Genomic DNA, 18383 nt, shown 5'->3' with positions numbered 1-18383 from the left:
GATGATTTTAACTGCCTTAAATCACCCTTTAATTTAACCGACACTATTCATTGCTGTCCAAATTTGTATAGCTTGCACCATTTCTTTTACATCATGTGCTCTGACCATACATGCTCCTTGCTGTATGCTTAACAGATGCCCCGTCACCGAACCCACTGCACGTTCATGGGCAGGTACACCACCTAAAGCTTCACCAATAAATCGCTTACGAGATAATGCAGAAAGTATTGGATATCCCAACTCATTTAATTTATACAACTCTTTTAATAATTTCAGGTTTTGATGTGCATTTTTTGCAAATCCGAAACCCGGATCAATCATGATATTTTCAGGTTTAATTCCCGCATTTAATGCTGCATCTAATCGAGTTTGCAATTCTGAAATCACATCTAAAGTAATATCATCATATTGATCCAACTGGTTCATTGTGGTTGGCTCACCACGCATATGCATGATAATGACTGGAATATCTAATTCCGCAGCTGTTTCTAAAGCATGTGGCTTTGTTAATGCTCTGACATCATTCCAAATATGCGCTCCAGCTTTAACCGCCTTTTTAATCACTTCTGGTTGAGAAGTGTCGATTGAGATCACTACATTCAATTTTGACAACGCTTCAACGACCGGAACTACACGATCTACTTCATCCTGAACATCAACAGCAGATGCGCCAGGGCGAGTTGACTCACCACCTACATCAATAACACTCGCCCCTTCAGCAATCATTTGCTTTGCTCTCTCTAGTGCCGCCTCTACACTATTGTGTTTACCACCATCACTAAACGAATCTGGCGTTACATTTAACACACCCATTACATGAGGCTTTGACAAATCAAGTTCCAATGCACCACATTTAAGAATCTGATTAGGTAAAGAGATAAGTTGCATATTGATGTTCCTAGAAAATCTATTCACATGATATCAAGTAAAATTTAAACATGAGGGATAATTTCAACACAAAAAAAAGAGCCTCATAAGAGGCTCCTTCATTTTAGCTTGCTGGTAAAGGTGGAGGCGTTGAAGGACCATCTGTAGGGGTTACATCTACAATTGGATTCTCAGCCACATACACCTTAGGTGGTTGAGGTTCACGACCTTCCATAATGTCACGGATTTGATCACGATCAATCGTTTCCCACTCAAGCAAAGCTTTTACCATCGCATGGGCAATATCTTTATTATTTTCTAAGATATCACGTGCAACTTTGTACTGCTCATCTAGGATACGGCGAATTTCACGATCAACTTCAAGTTGAGTCGTTTCAGAAATAGTACGACCACCTAGACTACCCATAAATGACTGTTGAGCATCTTCTTCATAAACCATGACACCCATCTTGTCAGACATACCGTACTTAGTCACCATTGCACGCGCCATTTTTGTTGCACGTTCAAAGTCATTAGAAGCCCCAGTCGACATCTGATTAATGAAAATTTCTTCTGCAATACGACCACCAAACAGAATAGAAAGCTCATTCAACATTTTGTCTTTGTAATGACTGGTTTGATCAAACTCTGGAAGCTGCCAAGTTACACCTAATGCCCAACCACGTGGCATGATCGTGACTTTATGTACTGGGTCTGTGCCTGGAAGCATTTCAGCTACAATCGCATGACCTGCTTCATGATAAGCCGTTGCGCGACGCTCTTCTTCACGAAGAACCATTGATTTACGCTCTGGCCCCATATAAAGCTTATCTTTTGCATCTTCAAAGTCATGCATATCGACCGTATTTTTATTACGACGTGCAGCAAATAACGCAGCTTCATTGACTAAGTTTGCCAATTGCGCACCAGAGAACCCTGGAGTACCACGTGCCAATACTTTGACATCCACACCTGTCACTGAAGGTAATTTTTTCAAATGCACATTCAGGATTTGCTCACGACCTTTAATATCTGGAAGTCCAACCATCACTTGACGGTCGAAACGTCCCGGACGAAGTAAAGCTTTATCTAGAACGTCAGCACGGTTAGTCGCAGCAATAACGATGATACCTTCATTACCTTCGAAACCATCCATTTCTACCAACATCTGGTTCAAGGTTTGTTCACGCTCATCATGACCACCGCCAGTACCTGAACCACGATGACGACCCACTGCATCAATTTCATCAATGAAAATGATACACGGCGCATGGCGTTTCGCTTGCTCAAACATATCACGTACACGTGATGCACCAACACCAACGAACATTTCTACAAAGTCTGAACCTGAGATACTAAAGAATGGAACCTTAGCCTCTCCAGCAATCGCTTTCGCGAGTAAAGTTTTACCTGTACCCGGTGGACCTACCATCAGGACACCGCGAGGAATGCTCGCACCAAGACGCTTAAACTTTGTTGGATCTTTCAAGAAATCAACAATTTCAACGACTTCTTGTTTCGCTTCGTCACAACCCGCAACATCTGTGAAAGTGACTTTGATTTGGTCTTCTGAAAGCATTTTTGCTTTTGACTTACCAAAACTCATCGGGCCGTTTTTACCACCAGCACCGCCACCCATGTTGCGCATAAAGAACATGAATAACAAAATGATTAAAAGTACTGGAAAGCTTGCGATCAAAAGCTGCATCAATAAACCTTGACGTTGCGGAGCAGTGCCCTCAACAACGACATTATTTTTGATGAGATTCGGCATTAACTCAGGATCTTGAACCGCAGGACGAATACTCTCAAATGGAGAACCATTTACTTTTTCGCCACTAATTCGTTCACCGTCAATGGTAACTTGTTTAATTTGACCAGCATTAACCGCTGCAACAAATTCTGAATAGTTCAATGCAGCAGGCTTATCACGGTCACTAATGTTGCTGAAAATTAATATCAGCACACCAAGTATAACAAGCCATAAAACGGCATTCTTAAAGAGATCGCTCAAAGCTTTATTCCCATATCAATCTAATTTGATCATGCCCAAAATTGGGTGACCTTTAACAAAAAGCGAGTAAATCAATTTCGCAATAAAATATTCAAAAGGTACAAAATGCACATTTTTTAGCGACTTGGCAAGTCACTTTATTGCGAATTCTTTTTACGGCCCTGTCCAATTAAAAAAACTTCCTTCGAACGAGCACGCGAGGCAGCAGGCTTTGCAGTTTTTAATACTTCAAAACTGTCTACAACTTCCTTACGGAATTCGTCAAAACCAGTTCCTTGGAAAACTTTGACAACAAACTGTCCTTTCGGACCTAAAACTTTATTGGCAAAGTCTAATGCAAGTTCACACAAATAAATTTGTCGAGGTTGATCAACGGCCTTATTACCTGATGTATTGGGGGCCATATCTGAAATTACAACGTCTACAGTTCGTCCATTTAAAATATTTAACAATTTTTCGAAAACTTCCTCTTCTCGAAAGTCTCCTTGCAGGAACGTCACATCTGGAAGTGCATCCATTTCCAAAATATCTGATGCAATCACTAAACCTTTATCACCCACTAATTTTCCGGCGATTTGGGACCAACTACCAGGTGCAGCACCAAGGTCCACGACAGTCATACCAGGTTTAATGATTTTGTATTTCTCTTGGATTTCAAGCAATTTATATGCAGCACGCGCACGATAACCTTCCTTTTGTGCTTTTTTCACAAACGGGTCATCTAAATGCTCTCTCATCCACGCACGACTACTTTTGGATAACTTCTGATTGGTAATGCGTGTTGCCATAACTCTTTAAATACACGTAATCTTCTAACTTTTTATTGTACGTGAATTTTATCCCCCTTGCAGTATTCATCTGTATCTAATTCAAGATTATCGTTTATGTTTTTTTGATTTAAGTTGATCGATTATTTCTGAGAAACATAAGCGTTTGATCTCTTGATTTGCTATACTAAGTCGTTTTTAAAATTAGGTTATCTTTATGGCGGCTTTATCAATTCAGGAACGCAAACGTTTGCGTCAAATCGGACATGCACTTAACCCAGTGGTAATGTTAGGTGGTCAAGGTTTAACTGAAAATGTCATTGAAGAAACTCAACGTGCTTTAAATGATCATGAGTTAATTAAAGTAAAAATTGGCGGTGAAGATCGTGATGCTCGTGCAGCAGTCATTACTGAAATCGCCGAAGTCACTGGTGCAGAGGTTGTTCAAACCATTGGAAAGATTGCACTTTTATATAAGAAAGCGGCAAAACAAAATCCTAAACTTTCGAATCTTGTTCGCCACGCACATCTTTCTAATTAATTTGAGTTGCATTGAATGGCAAGTTACGAACTAAATTCTTTTGACCGTTACTTTGATATCTCCTTGGTTGGTGCAATTGAACAAGCGAGTCCATACACACTAAATGTGGGCTATTGGTTACGTGACCCAAATCAATACTTAGTTTATCCGGAAATTGTAGCTGGTCATCCACGACGAGATTTTCTTTGGGAAGAAACCTGCTTTGAAATTTTCATTGGGGTGAAAGATCAGGACTTTTATCGTGAAGTCAATCTCTCCCCTTCTCAAGCTTGGCAAGCGTATCAATTTGAAGAGTATCGTTACCCTGAAGATATGCCACCTCAAGCAGCTTATGACATAGAACTGAATTCACTCAAAAAGACGCACTATGGTTTAAATGTGAGCCTTGATCTAACGGAGTTTATGTTAAAACATAAATTGAAATGGCAGGATATTTTTATTGGCTTATCCGCTGTATTAAACACATCGCAAGCTAAACATTATTATGCGATGCAGCATAGTAGTCCTGAAGCTGACTTCCATAACAAGCGCGATTGGTTGCATCAGTTTTAAAAAAAATAGTGAGATTTAATCTCACTATTTTTTTACCCCAATATTTAAGTTCTATAGTTGTAGACTCTTCCGACCTCTTTTAGAGTTAAGTTTTATACAGCTGATCTCAACGTGTTATATCTAGTTATATTTGTAATTCCTGTTATTCATTTCTAATTTCAAAATTGTCCTTAATCACTTGAACAGCCAAATCTGCTCTTAAATATTTCTTCACAAACACCGAAGTAGCGTCAAATCTCTTTAAATTCGATCTCGGTTTAATTTTTAAAACCCAGCATGCTAACTACCAATTTCATCTTTGAATAATTGAACCAACGCTTTTAACAAGCAATTCAATATTTACCTCTATTTTCCATATTTAATCAGTCCTTTCTAAAATACTGGTAAATTGACCTAATCAGTACTTTTTTCGAACTTTTAGGAAGCATTTGGAGCAACTTCAACATTTGTTCTATTTAACAAATCAGCTTTTCAGAAGCTTTGTTATTCTGTTTCAGAAACTTAGCTTATTAATTGTAAGTCTACATAAATTTTGATAAATCGTGATAAAACTTAACTTTTGAATTATTAAATAATTCTTACATTCTTAGACTTTTGTCCAAAGTTTAAAAAGCAGACTTTTAAACAAATTACAAGGTATATATCTGACGAATTCAGGTTTATTTACGTGGACTTTATCAAGGTGTTTGCGTATAATGCCGTGTTAAGTTCAAGCGAGCAGATGTAAGGAGGGTGGGTTTTAAAGTAGCCTTCCTTTTTTTTCGTCTACTCGCTTTTTTACAGCCTAAATTTCAGGAGCTTTGGTTTGAGCACCCCAGCAATTTTAGCCCTTGCCGATGGTACGATCTTTAAAGGAACGTCAATCGGTGCATCGGGTAGTACGACTGGTGAAGTCGTTTTCAACACTGCCATGACTGGCTATCAAGAAATTTTGACTGACCCAAGTTATGCACAACAGCTTGTTACGCTTACCTATCCACACATTGGTAACACAGGTTGTAATGATGAAGACGCTGAGTCAGGTCGAATTCATAAAGTATGGGCAAACGGATTGATCATTCGTGACCTACCTTTATTGCACAGCAACTTCCGATCTACGCAATCTTTAGGCGAATACTTAAAATCTCACAATGTTGTCGCTATCGCTGACATTGATACACGTAAACTGACACGTATTTTACGTGCTAAAGGTGCACAAAACGGTTGTATCTTAGCTGGTGAAAATATTACAGAAGAAGAAGCTTTAGAAAAAGCTCGTGCATTCGGCGGTCTGAATGGTTTAGACCTTGCGAAAGAATGCTGTGATCCAAACGGTTTCGAATGGACTGAAGGTTCTTGGAAATTAGGTCAAGGTTTCTCCCAACCAGAAGCAAAATTTCATGTTGTCGCATATGATTACGGTGTCAAAACCAACATCTTACGTATGCTCGCAGACCGCGGTTGTAAATTAACTGTTGTACCTGCACAAACTCCTGCTGAAAAAGTTCTTGCTCTAAATCCAGATGGCGTATTCTTATCGAATGGTCCAGGCGATCCTGCAGCATGTGACTATGCAATTGAAGCTGTAAAAACAATTGTTGAAGATGCTCGTAACGTACCTGTATTTGGTATTTGCTTGGGTCACCAAATTCTTGCTCTCGCTTCTGGCGCTAAAACGGTGAAAATGCCTCATGGTCACCATGGTGCTAACCATCCTGTACAAAACATCGAAGATGGTACAGTGATGATTACTTCTCAAAACCATGGCTTCGCAGTGGATGCAGAAACATTACCTGCAAACCTTAAAGCGACGCACAAATCATTGTTCGATCAAACTCTTCAAGGGATTCATCGTACAGATAAGCCTGCGTTTAGTTTCCAAGGTCACCCAGAAGCAAGCCCAGGTCCACATGATTGTGCACCATTGTTCGATCATTTCATCGAACTTATTGAAGCATCTAAGAAGTAATTGAGGAGCAAATAATGCCAAAGCGTACGGATATTAAAAGCATCTTAATTATTGGTGCTGGTCCAATTGTTATCGGTCAGGCGTGTGAGTTTGACTACTCAGGCGCACAAGCATGTAAAGCATTACGTGAAGAAGGTTACCGTGTAATTCTGGTAAACTCTAACCCTGCAACGATCATGACTGACCCTGCAATGGCAGATGCAACGTATATCGAGCCAATCACTTGGCAAACTGTTGCAGCGATCATTGAGAAAGAACGCCCAGACGCAGTTCTTCCAACAATGGGTGGTCAAACTGCATTGAACTGTGCCCTTGCCCTTGATGAGCATGGCATTTTAGAAAAATTCAATGTTGAATTGATTGGTGCAACGAAAGAAGCGATCGAAAAAGCGGAAGACCGTAAACTTTTCGACCAAGCAATGCGTAAAATTGGTCTTGAATGTCCAAAAGCAGCAATCGCTGAATCGATGGAAGAAGCTCTAGAGATTCAAGCACGTTTCGGCTTCCCAGTGATTATCCGTCCATCATTCACCATGGGTGGTTCAGGCGGTGGTATCGCATACAACAAAGAAGAATTCCTTGAAATCTGTGAACGCGGTTTCGATCTTTCTCCAACTAAACAATTATTGATCGATGAATCTTTAATTGGTTGGAAAGAATATGAGATGGAAGTTGTTCGTGACAAAAACGACAACTGTATCATCGTATGTTCGATTGAAAACTTTGACCCAATGGGCGTACACACAGGTGACTCAATCACTGTTGCACCTGCACAAACATTAACAGATAAAGAATATCAGTTAATGCGTAATGCATCTTTAGCAGTGTTGCGTGAGATTGGTGTAGAAACAGGTGGTTCTAACGTACAGTTTGGTATTTGTCCAAATACTGGCCGTATGGTTGTGATCGAGATGAACCCACGTGTATCTCGTTCTTCTGCATTGGCTTCAAAAGCAACTGGTTTCCCTATTGCGAAAATCGCTGCAAAATTAGCGGTTGGTTATACCCTTGATGAGCTTAAAAACGACATCACTGGCGGTACAACTCCAGCATCTTTCGAACCTGCGATTGACTACGTTGTAACTAAAGTTCCACGTTTCAACTTTGAGAAATTCCCACAAGCTGACGCAACTTTAACTACACAGATGAAATCTGTTGGTGAAGTGATGGCGATTGGTCGTAACTTCCAAGAGTCTATGAACAAAGCACTTCGTGGTCTTGAAGTGGGTGCAACTGGCTTTGATGAAAAAATCGAAGTGGGTGCTGAAGGCGCGCGTGAGAAAATCTTACAAGAACTTCGTGTTCCGGGTCCTGAGCGTATTTGGTATGTTGCTGATGCATTCCGTCACGGCTTTACATTAGAAGATGTATTCCAAGCGACTAAGATCGACAAATGGTTCTTGATCCAAATCGAAGACATCATCAAAACAGAAAACCAAATCAAAACTTTAGGTTTTGGCGATCTAAATGCGGACAACATCCGTTCATTTAAACGTAAAGGTTTATCTGACCTTCGTATTGCGAACTTGATGGGTATTTCACAAAAACAATTCCGTAAACATCGTTGGAACTTGGGCGTAACCCCAGTTTACAAACGTGTAGATACTTGTGCTGCTGAGTTTGAATCAGACACAGCGTATATGTATTCAACTTACGATGACGAATGTGAATCAAACCCGTCTAGCAAAGACAAGATCATGGTGATCGGTGGTGGTCCTAACCGTATTGGTCAAGGTATCGAATTCGATTACTGCTGTGTACACGCGGCGCTTGCAATGCGTGAAGACGGTTATGAAACAATCATGGTGAACTGTAACCCAGAAACGGTTTCTACTGACTATGACACATCTGATCGCCTGTACTTCGAACCAATTACACTTGAAGATGTGTTAGAAATCGTACGTATTGAGAAGCCAAAAGGCATCATCGTACAGTACGGTGGTCAAACACCACTTAAATTGGCTCGTGCTTTAGAAGAAGCTGGTGCACCAATTATCGGTACATCTCCTGATGCGATTGACCGTGCAGAAGACCGTGAACGTTTCCAACAAATGATTCAACGTCTGCAACTTCGTCAACCAAACAACAGCATTGTAAAATCTGCTGAAGAAGGTATGGCTGAAGCAGCGAAAGTTGGCTATCCACTTGTAGTACGTCCATCATATGTACTTGGTGGTCGCGCGATGGAAATCGTATACAACGATGAAGAGTTACGTCGCTACTTACGTGATGCTGTTCAAGCTTCTAACGATGCCCCTGTTCTTCTTGACCGCTTCCTAGACGACGCGATCGAAGTTGACGTAGACTGCGTATCTGACGGTAAAGATGTGGTGATCGGCGGTATCATGCAGCACATCGAACAAGCAGGTATCCACTCAGGTGACTCTGCATGTTCGATCCCTCCTTACTCTCTTTCTAAAGAGATTCAGGACGAAATGCGCCGTCAAACTATCGCGATGGCTAAAGAGCTTGGTGTTGTTGGTTTAATGAACGTACAGTTTGCTGTTAAAGGCGAAGACGTTTACATTTTAGAAGTGAACCCACGTGCATCACGTACAGTGCCATTCGTTTCTAAATGTATCGGTGAGTCTTTAGCCAAAGTCGCTGCACGTTGTATGGCGGGTCAATCTTTAGAATCTCAAGGATTCACGACTGAGATTATCCCTGAGCACTTCTCTGTTAAAGAAGCAGTGTTCCCATTCAACAAGTTCCCTGGAGTTGATCCAATCCTTGGGCCTGAGATGAAATCTACAGGTGAAGTAATGGGCGTTGGTAAAACATTTGGTGAAGCGTTCTATAAAGCTGTATTAGGTGCGAATGAGCGTTTACCAGGTCTTCCAACGGAAGGTGAAGTTAAACATGCGTTCATCTCTGTACGTGATTCTGATAAACCACGTGCAGCAGGTATTGCAAAACAACTTACTGGCTTTGGTTTCAAAATTCTTGCTACTGGTGGCACTTACGATGTCATCAAAGCGGCTGGTATTGAATGTGAACGTGTAAATAAAGTGACTGAAGGTCGTCCAAATATTGTGGACCGCTTGAAAAATGGCGAAATACACCTCATTATCAATACAACAGAAGGTAAACAAGCTCAGCAGGATTCGTTCTCAATCCGCCGTTCTGCACTTCAAGGTAAGGTCTATCATACGACTACCCTTAATGGTGCAGATGCAGTTTGCCAAGCTTTAGCAATCAAATTGCCAATGGATGTATATCGTTTGCAAGACTTACAAACAGTAGGTTAATACACTACCAAGAAGTCCCGTCACCTCTTGGTGGCGGGCTTTTTTTCATTTATAGACTTAGTATTTTTTCATACTTACTTTTTTGAGGGACAACTATGCAACGTTATCCTATGACACCTCAAGGCAAAGAAGCGCTTGAGAAAGAATTACACCAACTTAAAACTGTAGATCGTCCTCGTATTACAGCAGCGATTGCTGAAGCGCGTGAACACGGAGATCTTAAAGAAAACGCGGAATACCACGCTGCACGTGAGCAACAAGGTTTCTGTGAAGGCCGTATCCAAGATATCGAAGGAAAATTGGGTGCTGCACAAGTGATTGACGTTAAAGAACTTGAGCAAAATGGACGCGTTGTTTTTGGCGTGACTGTCACAATTGAAAATTTGGATACTGAAGAACGTAAAACGTATCAAATTGTTGGTGACGACGAAGCAGATTTTAAAATTAACAAAATATCTGTGAATTCCCCTATCGCTCGTGGTCTTTTAGGTAAAAATGAAGGTGATGAAGTTAAAATTACGACACCTCAAGGTGAAGTTGAATACGAAATTGTGAGCGTAGAATATCTCTAATTCTTGATATTTTAGGCTATAAACCCCTCTGATGAGGGGTTTTTTATTTTCATTTTAATTGATTCATTGTTTTTGCTAGATGCACTTTTCCAGCTTCATGAAGCTTCGTAATAACATTACGAAAATCTTTTTCCTCTCTATTTTGACTTAGTTTTGATTTAGCAATGATTCTTTCAATTTTAATTTCAAATACAACAAAATGGTTGAGCATTTCCATCAAGAAATCTTTTGGTGCATCTGCCATTTTCCAAGCATTTTTACCATTCGTGATACGTTCATGTTGTTGAGTGAGTTGACCTAATACTGCAAGTTTAGTTTTCTGATCATGAAAAAACTGAATTTCACCATTAATGTGTACGACTTGATAATTCCAAGTAGGTACTTTTTTGTGATCTTCAAATTTTGAAGGATAATAATTCGGTGAAATATAAGCATCCTCTGCTTTAAAGATGCATAGTATTTGATTATTCAAAATCGAATGATTGAATAGTGTATTCTGCAATGAAACATGTCCTCTCAATGTTTGTTCATCTACTAATATGAGCGGGATATGTTCAGCAATTAACCCTGTTTGGGTCTGTGCGACCAAAGATGCAAGAGGATACTCCTTTATTATTCTATATATTTCTTCAGGTCTATCTTCTCTAAATTCTGTTTCAACAAACATAGCTTTTCCATTCTTCTAATGCTCAATGAATATAAAAGTTTTTATTCAGGATGTAAGTTTTAATTGGTATATAATGCCCTAAAATATTCTCCTTTTATTTCACCATGTCTGAAAAGCTGATCAACTCGCCTGTCAATCATTGGTGTGAGTTCGAATTTATTTCTAAAACGGTAAAAAATCCGAATATTCATATCAAAGGCAATTATAGCTATTACTCAGCATATTGGGATGAAGGTTTTGAGCGTTGTGTGGTGCGTTATCTACATGACAAAGCTTCGACACCAGAAAAACCCATCGATCAGCTTTATATTGGCAATTTTGTCTGTTTTGGTGCTGAGTGCGTCATCATGATGGGCGGAAATCAGTTACACCGTACCGACTGGATTTCGGCATTTCCTTTTGATACGCGTTGTTTTGTGCCTGCTGGCGATACTGTCATTGGTGATGGTTGTTGGATTGGTAGTCGTGCCATGATTATGCAAGGGGTAAAACTTGGTGAAGGCGCAGTGGTGGCAACTGGTGCTGTCGTCACCAAAGACGTGCCACCTTATGCTGTCGTAGGTGGTGTACCTGCGAAAATTATTAAATATCGCTTTTCTGAACAAGATATTAAAAAACTGCTTTCTCTAAAACTTTATGATTTAGACGAAAAGCAGTTTTTAAAAATGCGTGAACAGTTGCAGACCGATAATATTGAAAATTTAGTGAAGTACATGACATCATCTACGTAAAATTATATTAAGATTGTAGTGCTTCTTCTCTTGCAACCAAATTAATTTCTTCATGTAAATAAATATTGTCATCATCATGGAAAGTAATTGGGTTGACAGTACACTTAATGTATTCATCGTAAGATTTACCATATATATCTTGGTATTGAACTTTGAACATCCTTACCAAATTGTGTTTTCCCTCACTTAATTCTTGCGCGAACTTACCATCAACTTCAAAAACTATAATAAAGTTTTCTGAATTCTCAAGTTTATACTGTTTTCTTTGGATATAGGGTTGTCCTTTACGAGATCTAATTATCAAATTTCTTGCCCTATCACCAAAGTTCTTAATTGTTAAAGTAAACTCGATTCTTCTTTCCTCATAAATATCAATGACATTATCATCTACATCAAATATAGGCTCATCAATTAAATAATTCTTCGTCACTTTAAAAGCATATTCAAAATAAGGTTGCACTTGAAAATGCTTTTGCTGAAGTTCTTCTTCGTACACCTTAGTCAAACGTGACTGCTGCTCTACAGAAGCCTGCATTTCTTTTACTTGCAATTCCAATGCTTGAGTCGTTTTTCCTAACTCAGTTGCTTGAAGTTTTAAAGCTTCTGAATTTTGCTTAAGGCCTTTGCCCTGTTGATAAAAACCTCTAACCAACCAAAAAAATGCTAATGGAGCAAAAGCTCCCGCAATAAAATCACCAAATTCATTTAAATCTTTAGGTATTACACCGTTGTGAATTTTTAAATAGATAAAAATTAACCAACCAAAAGTTATCGCCCCTGATAAACAACTTCCAATATTCACTTTAATCCATTCAAAAAACTTCTTATTCATTAAATATAGAATTCAGTTGCTTATTTTCCAAATATCTTATCATTATCACTCTTAAAGACATAAAAAAACCCACTCAAACGGAGTGGGTTTTCAAAATATAGTCGCTAAAGTAAGGCTAATACTTTTTTTAATTCTAAATATCAACTCTAGAGTTTATAGAGATCTGAAACACCCATAATTACATCTCTACTCATTACAATACTTTCAAATTGATCTTTTTATGATTCAGTTAATCAAATTTCATTCTTCATAGTTCGTTACTATCTTATATCTCTAAAATTTAAGATAATAAATCAAAAACAATAACTTAATATAAAAAACCATAGTTTTACACTTGGTTTTATTTTGAACAATTAAGGTCTATGATGAACTTATACACTTTTAATTAAAACGGTTAAAAAAGGAGAACAACATGAGTTATCAACATATCCTCGTTCCAGTGGATGGTTCAGAAGTAGCACTCAACGTCGTTCAGCATGCTGTTGATTTGGCTAAAGCATTTAACAGCAACATTACTGTTGTTCAAGTGATGACACTCGATCCCTATATCGCAGCAGAATATCTCTCAGATGGGCAGTCGAATCTTTTAATAGAACGAGCACGAAAATTTATTGAAGATAACCTAGCTCAAGCTAAAGCAAAGTTTAATGAATATGGAGTAGACGTAGAGACAAAAATACTCGAAGGAGAAAGTATTCACCGTACCATAATGAAGTCAATTGATGAGCTTAATATTGATCTGATTGTTATCAGCTCGCACGGTCGCTCAGGATTCAAGAAATTAATTATGGGCAGTGTCGCACAAAGCCTCATCACTGAAGTCAATGTACCTGTTTTTGTCGTAAAGCAATAATAACTGATAGCTCCGTATACCATCATACGGAGCTACTCGAACCATCCAAAAATCTTGAAATCTATTTTGCCATTGTTAAACACAACTCCCTCTTCAAGCAATCTAGCTTGCTGGCAATTAAAACCTTGATCATCCAAACGCTGATGACTAATTTTACCTTGTGCATTAATGACACGATGCCAAGGCAAATCGCTACTCACATCTAATTGATTCAACACACGACCAACCAAACGTGCATGTTTAGGCAGTCCGGACATCGCAGCAATTTGACCATAACTGGCTACTTTCCCATAAGGAATTTGTGATACTGTGGCTAAGAACATCTGTGCCATTTCCGCTGATGCTGATCGATTCATCAATAATTGACCTATAGTTTATCGAATGATTGATTTGAGCAAATGCATTTCATAACAGACTCACTTAATCTAAATTTGCACAATAACAATACACAGAGAAATACAATGAAAAGGATATTTTCACACTTACTTGCTGCTTCAATTGCAGTCGGTACAATCTCTATTACATCGACAACTCAAGCCGCGCCAAGCAGTATAAATATACAAAATATTTTACAACAAGAACGTGCTTGGGCTGGACTGAATACCAAGCGTATTAAAGTTTCCGACATCGATTGGGCTTACAGCGAAGGTGGAACAAAAGGCAAACCCGTACTTATGCTTGTGCATGGTCTAGCAGGCAGTCGGGATAATTGGAACCGAGTCGCTCGCTATCTGACACCACATTATCACGTCATTATCCCTGATTTACCTGGACAAGGTGATAGTAAAGTAGCTGCAGATTTTGATTATTCAATTCCAAATCTAACCGAAAAATTACGTCGCTTTGCGGAATCCATTCATGTTGATCAAAATCTAAATGTTGCCGGTCACTCCATGGGCGGTGCTGTAGCATTACTTTATGCAGCTCAGTATCCAATCGATACTAAATCATTATTACTCATTAATAGTGCAGGCGTATTTAAATCTGCCAATACGCCTTACTTAAAAGACCCAAACTTACTCAAAAATTTTATCGTTTCTAAACCTGGAGATTTTGATCGGTTATTTAAAATTGCTACGCAGCAACCTCCATTTATACCGAACGAACTGAAAGTCGAACAAGAAAAGCTCATGATATCCAATGTTACGAATAACACGAAACTCGTTGAGCAACTTATTCTCATGTCAAAATCATTTACACCTGAAACATTTGCGCTAGCGGCTCGTTCAATCGATCAACCAACACTCATCATTTGGGGAGATCGTGATCAAATTATTAATGTAGAAGCTGCAGCTGAACTGAAAGGATTACTGAAAAATGCTCAAGAGCCTATCATCTTAAAAGGTGTAGGTCATACACCAATATTGGAACAAGAACAAATCCTCGTACAACATTATTTAAATTTTCTTAATCTACTCAAATAAGTTATAGACAATGAATGGGACATTTTAAATGTCCCATTTTTTTCAAGAATAAAAAAAGAGGAACCGAAGTTCCTCTTTTTCACATTAGTCTATTAGAACAACAAGTGGTTTTTGTTCAACAAGTCTTGAAGTGAAACATCAGTATTGTTGAAAGTAATTAGGTCAACCTTGTTATAAGTTGTACCTGCACCATCACGATCAATACTTAACTTCGTATTGTTTCCATCTTTCTCGACAAAGATAAATTTATCAATGTTTTGAGCAGTTGCACTATCAGATAACAACTCAGAAACATCAATCTTCACATTGCTGCCTAATTGGAAGTCATTGATTGTGTCAACACCGTTACCACCGTTATGGCTGTTGTCATTTAACACATTGAAGATCAACTTATCCAAACCTTTAGCAGAAACTGTTTCATTCAAGTAAGTAGAATTAAACTTACCTGCTGTTTCATTCGCCAATGCATCAGCATCATTCGCGTTTGCTTCTGGTGTGAATTTGCTCCAAGCCAATGGTGAACCTGATTTAGAATCAATTTGAAGTACTAATTGAGCTGTATCAGACTTACCAGTTACAGGATCAGTAATCGTGTATTTAAATACATCCGTTTTACCAATCGCGTTAAGGTTTGCATTTGGCTTATAAGCATATGTACCGTTTGCATCAATAGTTAATGTACCAAACTCGCCTTTAATTGTTGTTGCACCATTAATCGCAACACCATTTACAGCTTTCACAACAGCACCGGCAACTACAAGATCTTTACCATGTACAGCATCAAGATCAGTAATGACATTACCCTTCGCTTCAGTGATTGACTTCACAACAGGCGTTGTACTTGTATTAGTTTCTTTAATTACTAAATTAGTCTGTACATAACCTGGTAAAGAAGCAAGGTTACCATTACTCATTTCTATGCAATATTTACCTGCAGGTAAATCTTCTAAATTGATATGAGCAACTTCTCCAAATAAGCCGATGAAATCAAATAATCCTGCAGATTTATTATTGGCAATTGGTACCCACTTACCAGAACTATTTTGCTGGTAAAGAACAATTGATACTGAGTCTAATAATGTTCCCCATGATGCTGATTTTACTTGAAGCTGCACATCTGCAGTTTTGTTTGCACCAATTGTAAACTCTGTAGCACCACTTGTTTTACCAATCGCAAAACCGGCGAAGCCAATCAACCAATTATAAGAAATTGCATCTTTAATGAATTTCTCTGTAACAGGATACTCGTATTCAATACCAGCTTTAGCAACATTATCAATGGCATCCAACGGAATGTTTGGAGCAGTCACTTGACGTGGTGCAGATTCACCCGCTACATCAGAAGCGGTCACATATACATTTTGTCCATCGTTTAAACTTGGTATCAACTTAATTGAGTAGTTTCCATTGCTATCCGCAGTGGTTGTACCAATCACGTTGTTGTTTGCATCTTTTACTTTAACAGTTGATAAAGCTTGTGCAGTACCTGTTACTAATGAACCATCTGCATTAAATGTTGCCGTTGGCGCATCTGGAGGAGTCACATCCAAATCGAAGCCGATGCTTGATGAAGGACCGACATTTCCAGCTTCATCAATCGCTTTAGCTTCAACGATAATTGTACCTTCTGGTAAATTATTGTTGATTGGATATGTCCAATTACCATTTTGATCAGCAGGAACAAGTGCAGAATCAATAATTCGACCTGTAGAGTCCTTAATCACTAATTCGACAGTAGTATTCGCTTCAGCTTTACCTGTTAATACTGGTTTCAAGTCACTTGGATCTGTAATTGGATTAATAATCACAGCATCAGGAGCTTGAGTATCAACTGTTAATTGCTGAGTTTCAGTTTTTTTGTTCTTAGCTAAATCAGTAGATGTTACTTCAACTGTGTAATTTCCATCCGCTAAATCTCTTGGCGGTGTAAATGTCCAATTGCCTGAGCTATCTACAGAAGCTGGTGCATCTACAACAGTATTTCCATTCTTATCTTTAATCACGACTTGAACTTTAGAATATTGTTCAGTAGAACCAGAAATTGCTGGAGTAGCATCGTTTGTAGGATATAACTCTTCAACTGACAAATCAGGTGAAAGTGTATCTACACCAAATTTTAAAGAAACTGTACGGCTAGTATTACCAGCAGCATCACGTGCAGTGGCTACAAGTGTATATATACCATCTGCTAAAGGTTCTGCTGGTTTATAACTCCAACGGCCTGCAGACAACACTGCTAAACCACTAGATACCACAGCACCGTTAGCATCTTTAATCTCTACAGCAACCTCTTTAGGATTATTTACTGTATTACCACTAATCGTACGTTGTGGATCATTAGTATAATTAATACTTGGATCAACTGCCGTTACTTGAGATGCTGTTACTACTGGTTCAGCAATAAATAATGAGCGTGCAGCGAAAGCAGAGAATGCAGCAATTTGAGGCTCAGCAGCTAATGATACTGCCTGTACAGATGCAGCTTCACTCACATCCCATGCAGCTTCTTCATCATCCCAAGGATCGATATCTAACCAAGGATCATTATCATCTTCCCACGGATCAATATCGATATCTGGTGGTGTCAAGTCGATTACAAAATCTTGTTCAGTTGGATTACCTACGTTTCCAGCTTCATCTTTAGGAGTAGCTTCGATTTTGTAGTCACCTTCTTCCAACTCAGCTTCTGGTTTATACGACCATTTACCATCTTCTCCAACTTCAACAGTGGCCTTCTCTTCGAAGCCATCTGGACCGGTGATCACGATATCCACTAGCGAACCTTTCTCACCTGTTCCTGTAATTTCAGGTTGAGGATCATTCGATTCGAAATCATCACCACCAATTGGATCAATAGTAATGTCAGAAGGAGGTGTTGTATCAACTTCTAACTGTTCTTTAGAAGTATCACCTTTGTTACCCGCTTTATCAGTCGGAGTTACTTCAATATCGTAATGACCTTCTGGTAATTCTTCAGTCGGTGTATACGTCCAGTTACCTTCTGGATCAACTTCTGCTTTACCTTCAGAGACAATTTCACCGTCTTTGTCTTTGATCACAACATCAACTATCGCTCCCGGTTCTGTTTTACCAGTAATTTCAGGAGTGGTATCGTTTGTTGGCTTAAGCTCATCGATGGTTAATTCAGGCGCTACTGTGTCAACCTCGAAGCTCTCTGGCTGAGATTCACCTGTGTTACCTGCTTGATCTGTTGCTTTTGCAACTACGTCATATTCGCCATCTGCCAATTCAACTGATGGTGTATATGTCCATGTGTCACCTGTAACTGTCGCTGGACCTTCTGCAACAACTTGACCGTCTTTGTCTTTAACAACGACATTTACTGTTGTTCCTGGTTCAGTTGTAC

The 18383-nt window shown here is 39.0% G+C and carries 15 protein-coding genes; 8 read left to right on the top strand and 7 right to left on the bottom strand.

Annotated features, from left to right (window positions below):
* Positions 1 to 33: 33 nt before the first annotated feature.
* The 3 genes from folP to rlmE all read right to left on the bottom strand — a co-directional run bounded on the left by folP (position 34) and on the right by rlmE (position 3669).
* Entirely contained in the window at positions 34 to 888 is an 855-nt protein-coding gene (gene folP, locus AC1M9A_RS00075; RefSeq protein ID WP_481609356.1) for a dihydropteroate synthase, read from the bottom strand.
* Between the two features lie 103 nt (positions 889 to 991).
* A complete protein-coding gene (gene ftsH, locus AC1M9A_RS00070) occupies positions 992 to 2881 on the bottom strand; it encodes an ATP-dependent zinc metalloprotease FtsH (RefSeq protein WP_035266907.1) in 1890 nt (629 codons plus the stop codon).
* Positions 2882 to 3018: 137 nt separating this feature from the next.
* The gene (gene rlmE, locus AC1M9A_RS00065; protein ID WP_179998526.1) at positions 3019 to 3669 is read right to left on the bottom strand and encodes a 23S rRNA (uridine(2552)-2'-O)-methyltransferase RlmE; all 651 of its coding nucleotides are present in this window, start codon (positions 3667 to 3669) and stop codon (positions 3019 to 3021) included.
* A 196-nt stretch (positions 3670 to 3865) separates the two neighbouring features.
* On the opposite strand from rlmE, the gene yhbY reads away from it, so the two are divergent.
* From yhbY to greA, 5 genes are all read left to right on the top strand, one after another.
* A complete protein-coding gene (gene yhbY / locus AC1M9A_RS00060) occupies positions 3866 to 4189 on the top strand; it encodes a ribosome assembly RNA-binding protein YhbY (RefSeq protein WP_035266903.1) in 324 nt (107 codons plus the stop codon).
* 15 nt (positions 4190 to 4204) lie between these two features.
* A complete protein-coding gene (locus AC1M9A_RS00055) occupies positions 4205 to 4741 on the top strand; it encodes a DOMON-like domain-containing protein (protein WP_180028122.1) in 537 nt (178 codons plus the stop codon).
* Positions 4742 to 5546: 805 nt separating this feature from the next.
* Complete coding sequence (gene carA / locus AC1M9A_RS00050; RefSeq protein WP_035266900.1) at positions 5547 to 6689, top strand: glutamine-hydrolyzing carbamoyl-phosphate synthase small subunit; 1143 nt, start codon at positions 5547 to 5549, stop codon at positions 6687 to 6689.
* A 14-nt stretch (positions 6690 to 6703) separates the two neighbouring features.
* Positions 6704 to 9937, top strand: a complete 3234-nt coding sequence (gene carB / locus AC1M9A_RS00045; protein WP_481609355.1) for a carbamoyl-phosphate synthase large subunit — start codon at positions 6704 to 6706, stop codon at positions 9935 to 9937.
* Positions 9938 to 10032: 95 nt separating this feature from the next.
* Positions 10033 to 10509: a transcription elongation factor GreA gene (greA, locus tag AC1M9A_RS00040; RefSeq protein WP_035266896.1), complete on the top strand. Its 477-nt coding sequence runs from the start codon at positions 10033 to 10035 to the stop codon at positions 10507 to 10509.
* A gap of 49 nt (positions 10510 to 10558) precedes the next feature.
* Here greA and AC1M9A_RS00035 read toward each other — a convergent pair whose 3' ends face one another.
* Positions 10559 to 11176, bottom strand: coding sequence for an FMN-binding negative transcriptional regulator (locus tag AC1M9A_RS00035; RefSeq protein ID WP_481591252.1), 618 nt, complete (start codon positions 11174 to 11176; stop codon positions 10559 to 10561).
* 104 nt (positions 11177 to 11280) lie between these two features.
* Between AC1M9A_RS00035 and AC1M9A_RS00030 the strand changes: the two genes are divergently transcribed.
* Positions 11281 to 11907: a CatB-related O-acetyltransferase gene (locus AC1M9A_RS00030; protein ID WP_481609354.1), complete on the top strand. Its 627-nt coding sequence runs from the start codon at positions 11281 to 11283 to the stop codon at positions 11905 to 11907.
* Between the two features lie 7 nt (positions 11908 to 11914).
* Here the strand turns inward: AC1M9A_RS00030 and AC1M9A_RS00025 are convergent, their stop codons facing one another.
* Positions 11915 to 12739, bottom strand: a complete 825-nt coding sequence (locus AC1M9A_RS00025) for a hypothetical protein (RefSeq protein WP_481609353.1) — start codon at positions 12737 to 12739, stop codon at positions 11915 to 11917.
* Between the two features lie 412 nt (positions 12740 to 13151).
* Between AC1M9A_RS00025 and AC1M9A_RS00020 the strand changes: the two genes are divergently transcribed.
* The gene (locus tag AC1M9A_RS00020; RefSeq protein WP_092765923.1) at positions 13152 to 13592 is read left to right on the top strand and encodes a universal stress protein; all 441 of its coding nucleotides are present in this window, start codon (positions 13152 to 13154) and stop codon (positions 13590 to 13592) included.
* Between the two features lie 32 nt (positions 13593 to 13624).
* On the opposite strand, the gene AC1M9A_RS00015 is transcribed toward AC1M9A_RS00020, so the two are convergent.
* On the bottom strand, positions 13625 to 13948 hold the full coding sequence (locus AC1M9A_RS00015) for an MGMT family protein (protein WP_481609352.1): 324 nt from the start codon (positions 13946 to 13948) through the stop codon (positions 13625 to 13627).
* 105 nt (positions 13949 to 14053) lie between these two features.
* Here AC1M9A_RS00015 and AC1M9A_RS00010 point away from each other — a divergent pair, with 105 nt between their 5' ends.
* Complete coding sequence (locus tag AC1M9A_RS00010; RefSeq protein WP_481609351.1) at positions 14054 to 15016, top strand: alpha/beta fold hydrolase; 963 nt, start codon at positions 14054 to 14056, stop codon at positions 15014 to 15016.
* Positions 15017 to 15108: 92 nt separating this feature from the next.
* On the opposite strand, the gene AC1M9A_RS00005 is transcribed toward AC1M9A_RS00010, so the two are convergent.
* Positions 15109 to 18383 (bottom strand): BapA/Bap/LapF family large adhesin (locus AC1M9A_RS00005; protein WP_481609350.1); only part of this gene is annotated, 3275 nt, incomplete at its 5' end.

The sequence above is a fragment of the Acinetobacter sp. ANC_7634 genome, from assembly GCF_056779875.1.
This window is presented reverse-complemented; position numbering and strand designations above follow the sequence as displayed.

What these genes read in the sequence shown, in the direction of transcription:
- folP (WP_481609356.1), bottom strand. Translation starts at nt 888, where the DNA reads ATGCAACTTATCTCTTTACCTAATCAGATTCTTAAATGTGGTGCATTG.
- rlmE (WP_179998526.1), bottom strand. Translation starts at nt 3,669, where the DNA reads ATGGCAACACGCATTACCAATCAGAAGTTATCCAAAAGTAGTCGTGCG.
- yhbY (WP_035266903.1), top strand. Translation starts at nt 3,866, where the DNA reads ATGGCGGCTTTATCAATTCAGGAACGCAAACGTTTGCGTCAAATCGGA.
- AC1M9A_RS00055 (WP_180028122.1), top strand. Translation starts at nt 4,205, where the DNA reads ATGGCAAGTTACGAACTAAATTCTTTTGACCGTTACTTTGATATCTCC.
- carB (WP_481609355.1), top strand. Translation starts at nt 6,704, where the DNA reads ATGCCAAAGCGTACGGATATTAAAAGCATCTTAATTATTGGTGCTGGT.
- greA (WP_035266896.1), top strand. Translation starts at nt 10,033, where the DNA reads ATGCAACGTTATCCTATGACACCTCAAGGCAAAGAAGCGCTTGAGAAA.
- AC1M9A_RS00035 (WP_481591252.1), bottom strand. Translation starts at nt 11,176, where the DNA reads ATGTTTGTTGAAACAGAATTTAGAGAAGATAGACCTGAAGAAATATAT.
- AC1M9A_RS00030 (WP_481609354.1), top strand. Translation starts at nt 11,281, where the DNA reads ATGTCTGAAAAGCTGATCAACTCGCCTGTCAATCATTGGTGTGAGTTC.
- AC1M9A_RS00025 (WP_481609353.1), bottom strand. Translation starts at nt 12,739, where the DNA reads ATGAATAAGAAGTTTTTTGAATGGATTAAAGTGAATATTGGAAGTTGT.
- AC1M9A_RS00020 (WP_092765923.1), top strand. Translation starts at nt 13,152, where the DNA reads ATGAGTTATCAACATATCCTCGTTCCAGTGGATGGTTCAGAAGTAGCA.
- AC1M9A_RS00015 (WP_481609352.1), bottom strand. Translation starts at nt 13,948, where the DNA reads ATGAATCGATCAGCATCAGCGGAAATGGCACAGATGTTCTTAGCCACA.
- AC1M9A_RS00010 (WP_481609351.1), top strand. Translation starts at nt 14,054, where the DNA reads ATGAAAAGGATATTTTCACACTTACTTGCTGCTTCAATTGCAGTCGGT.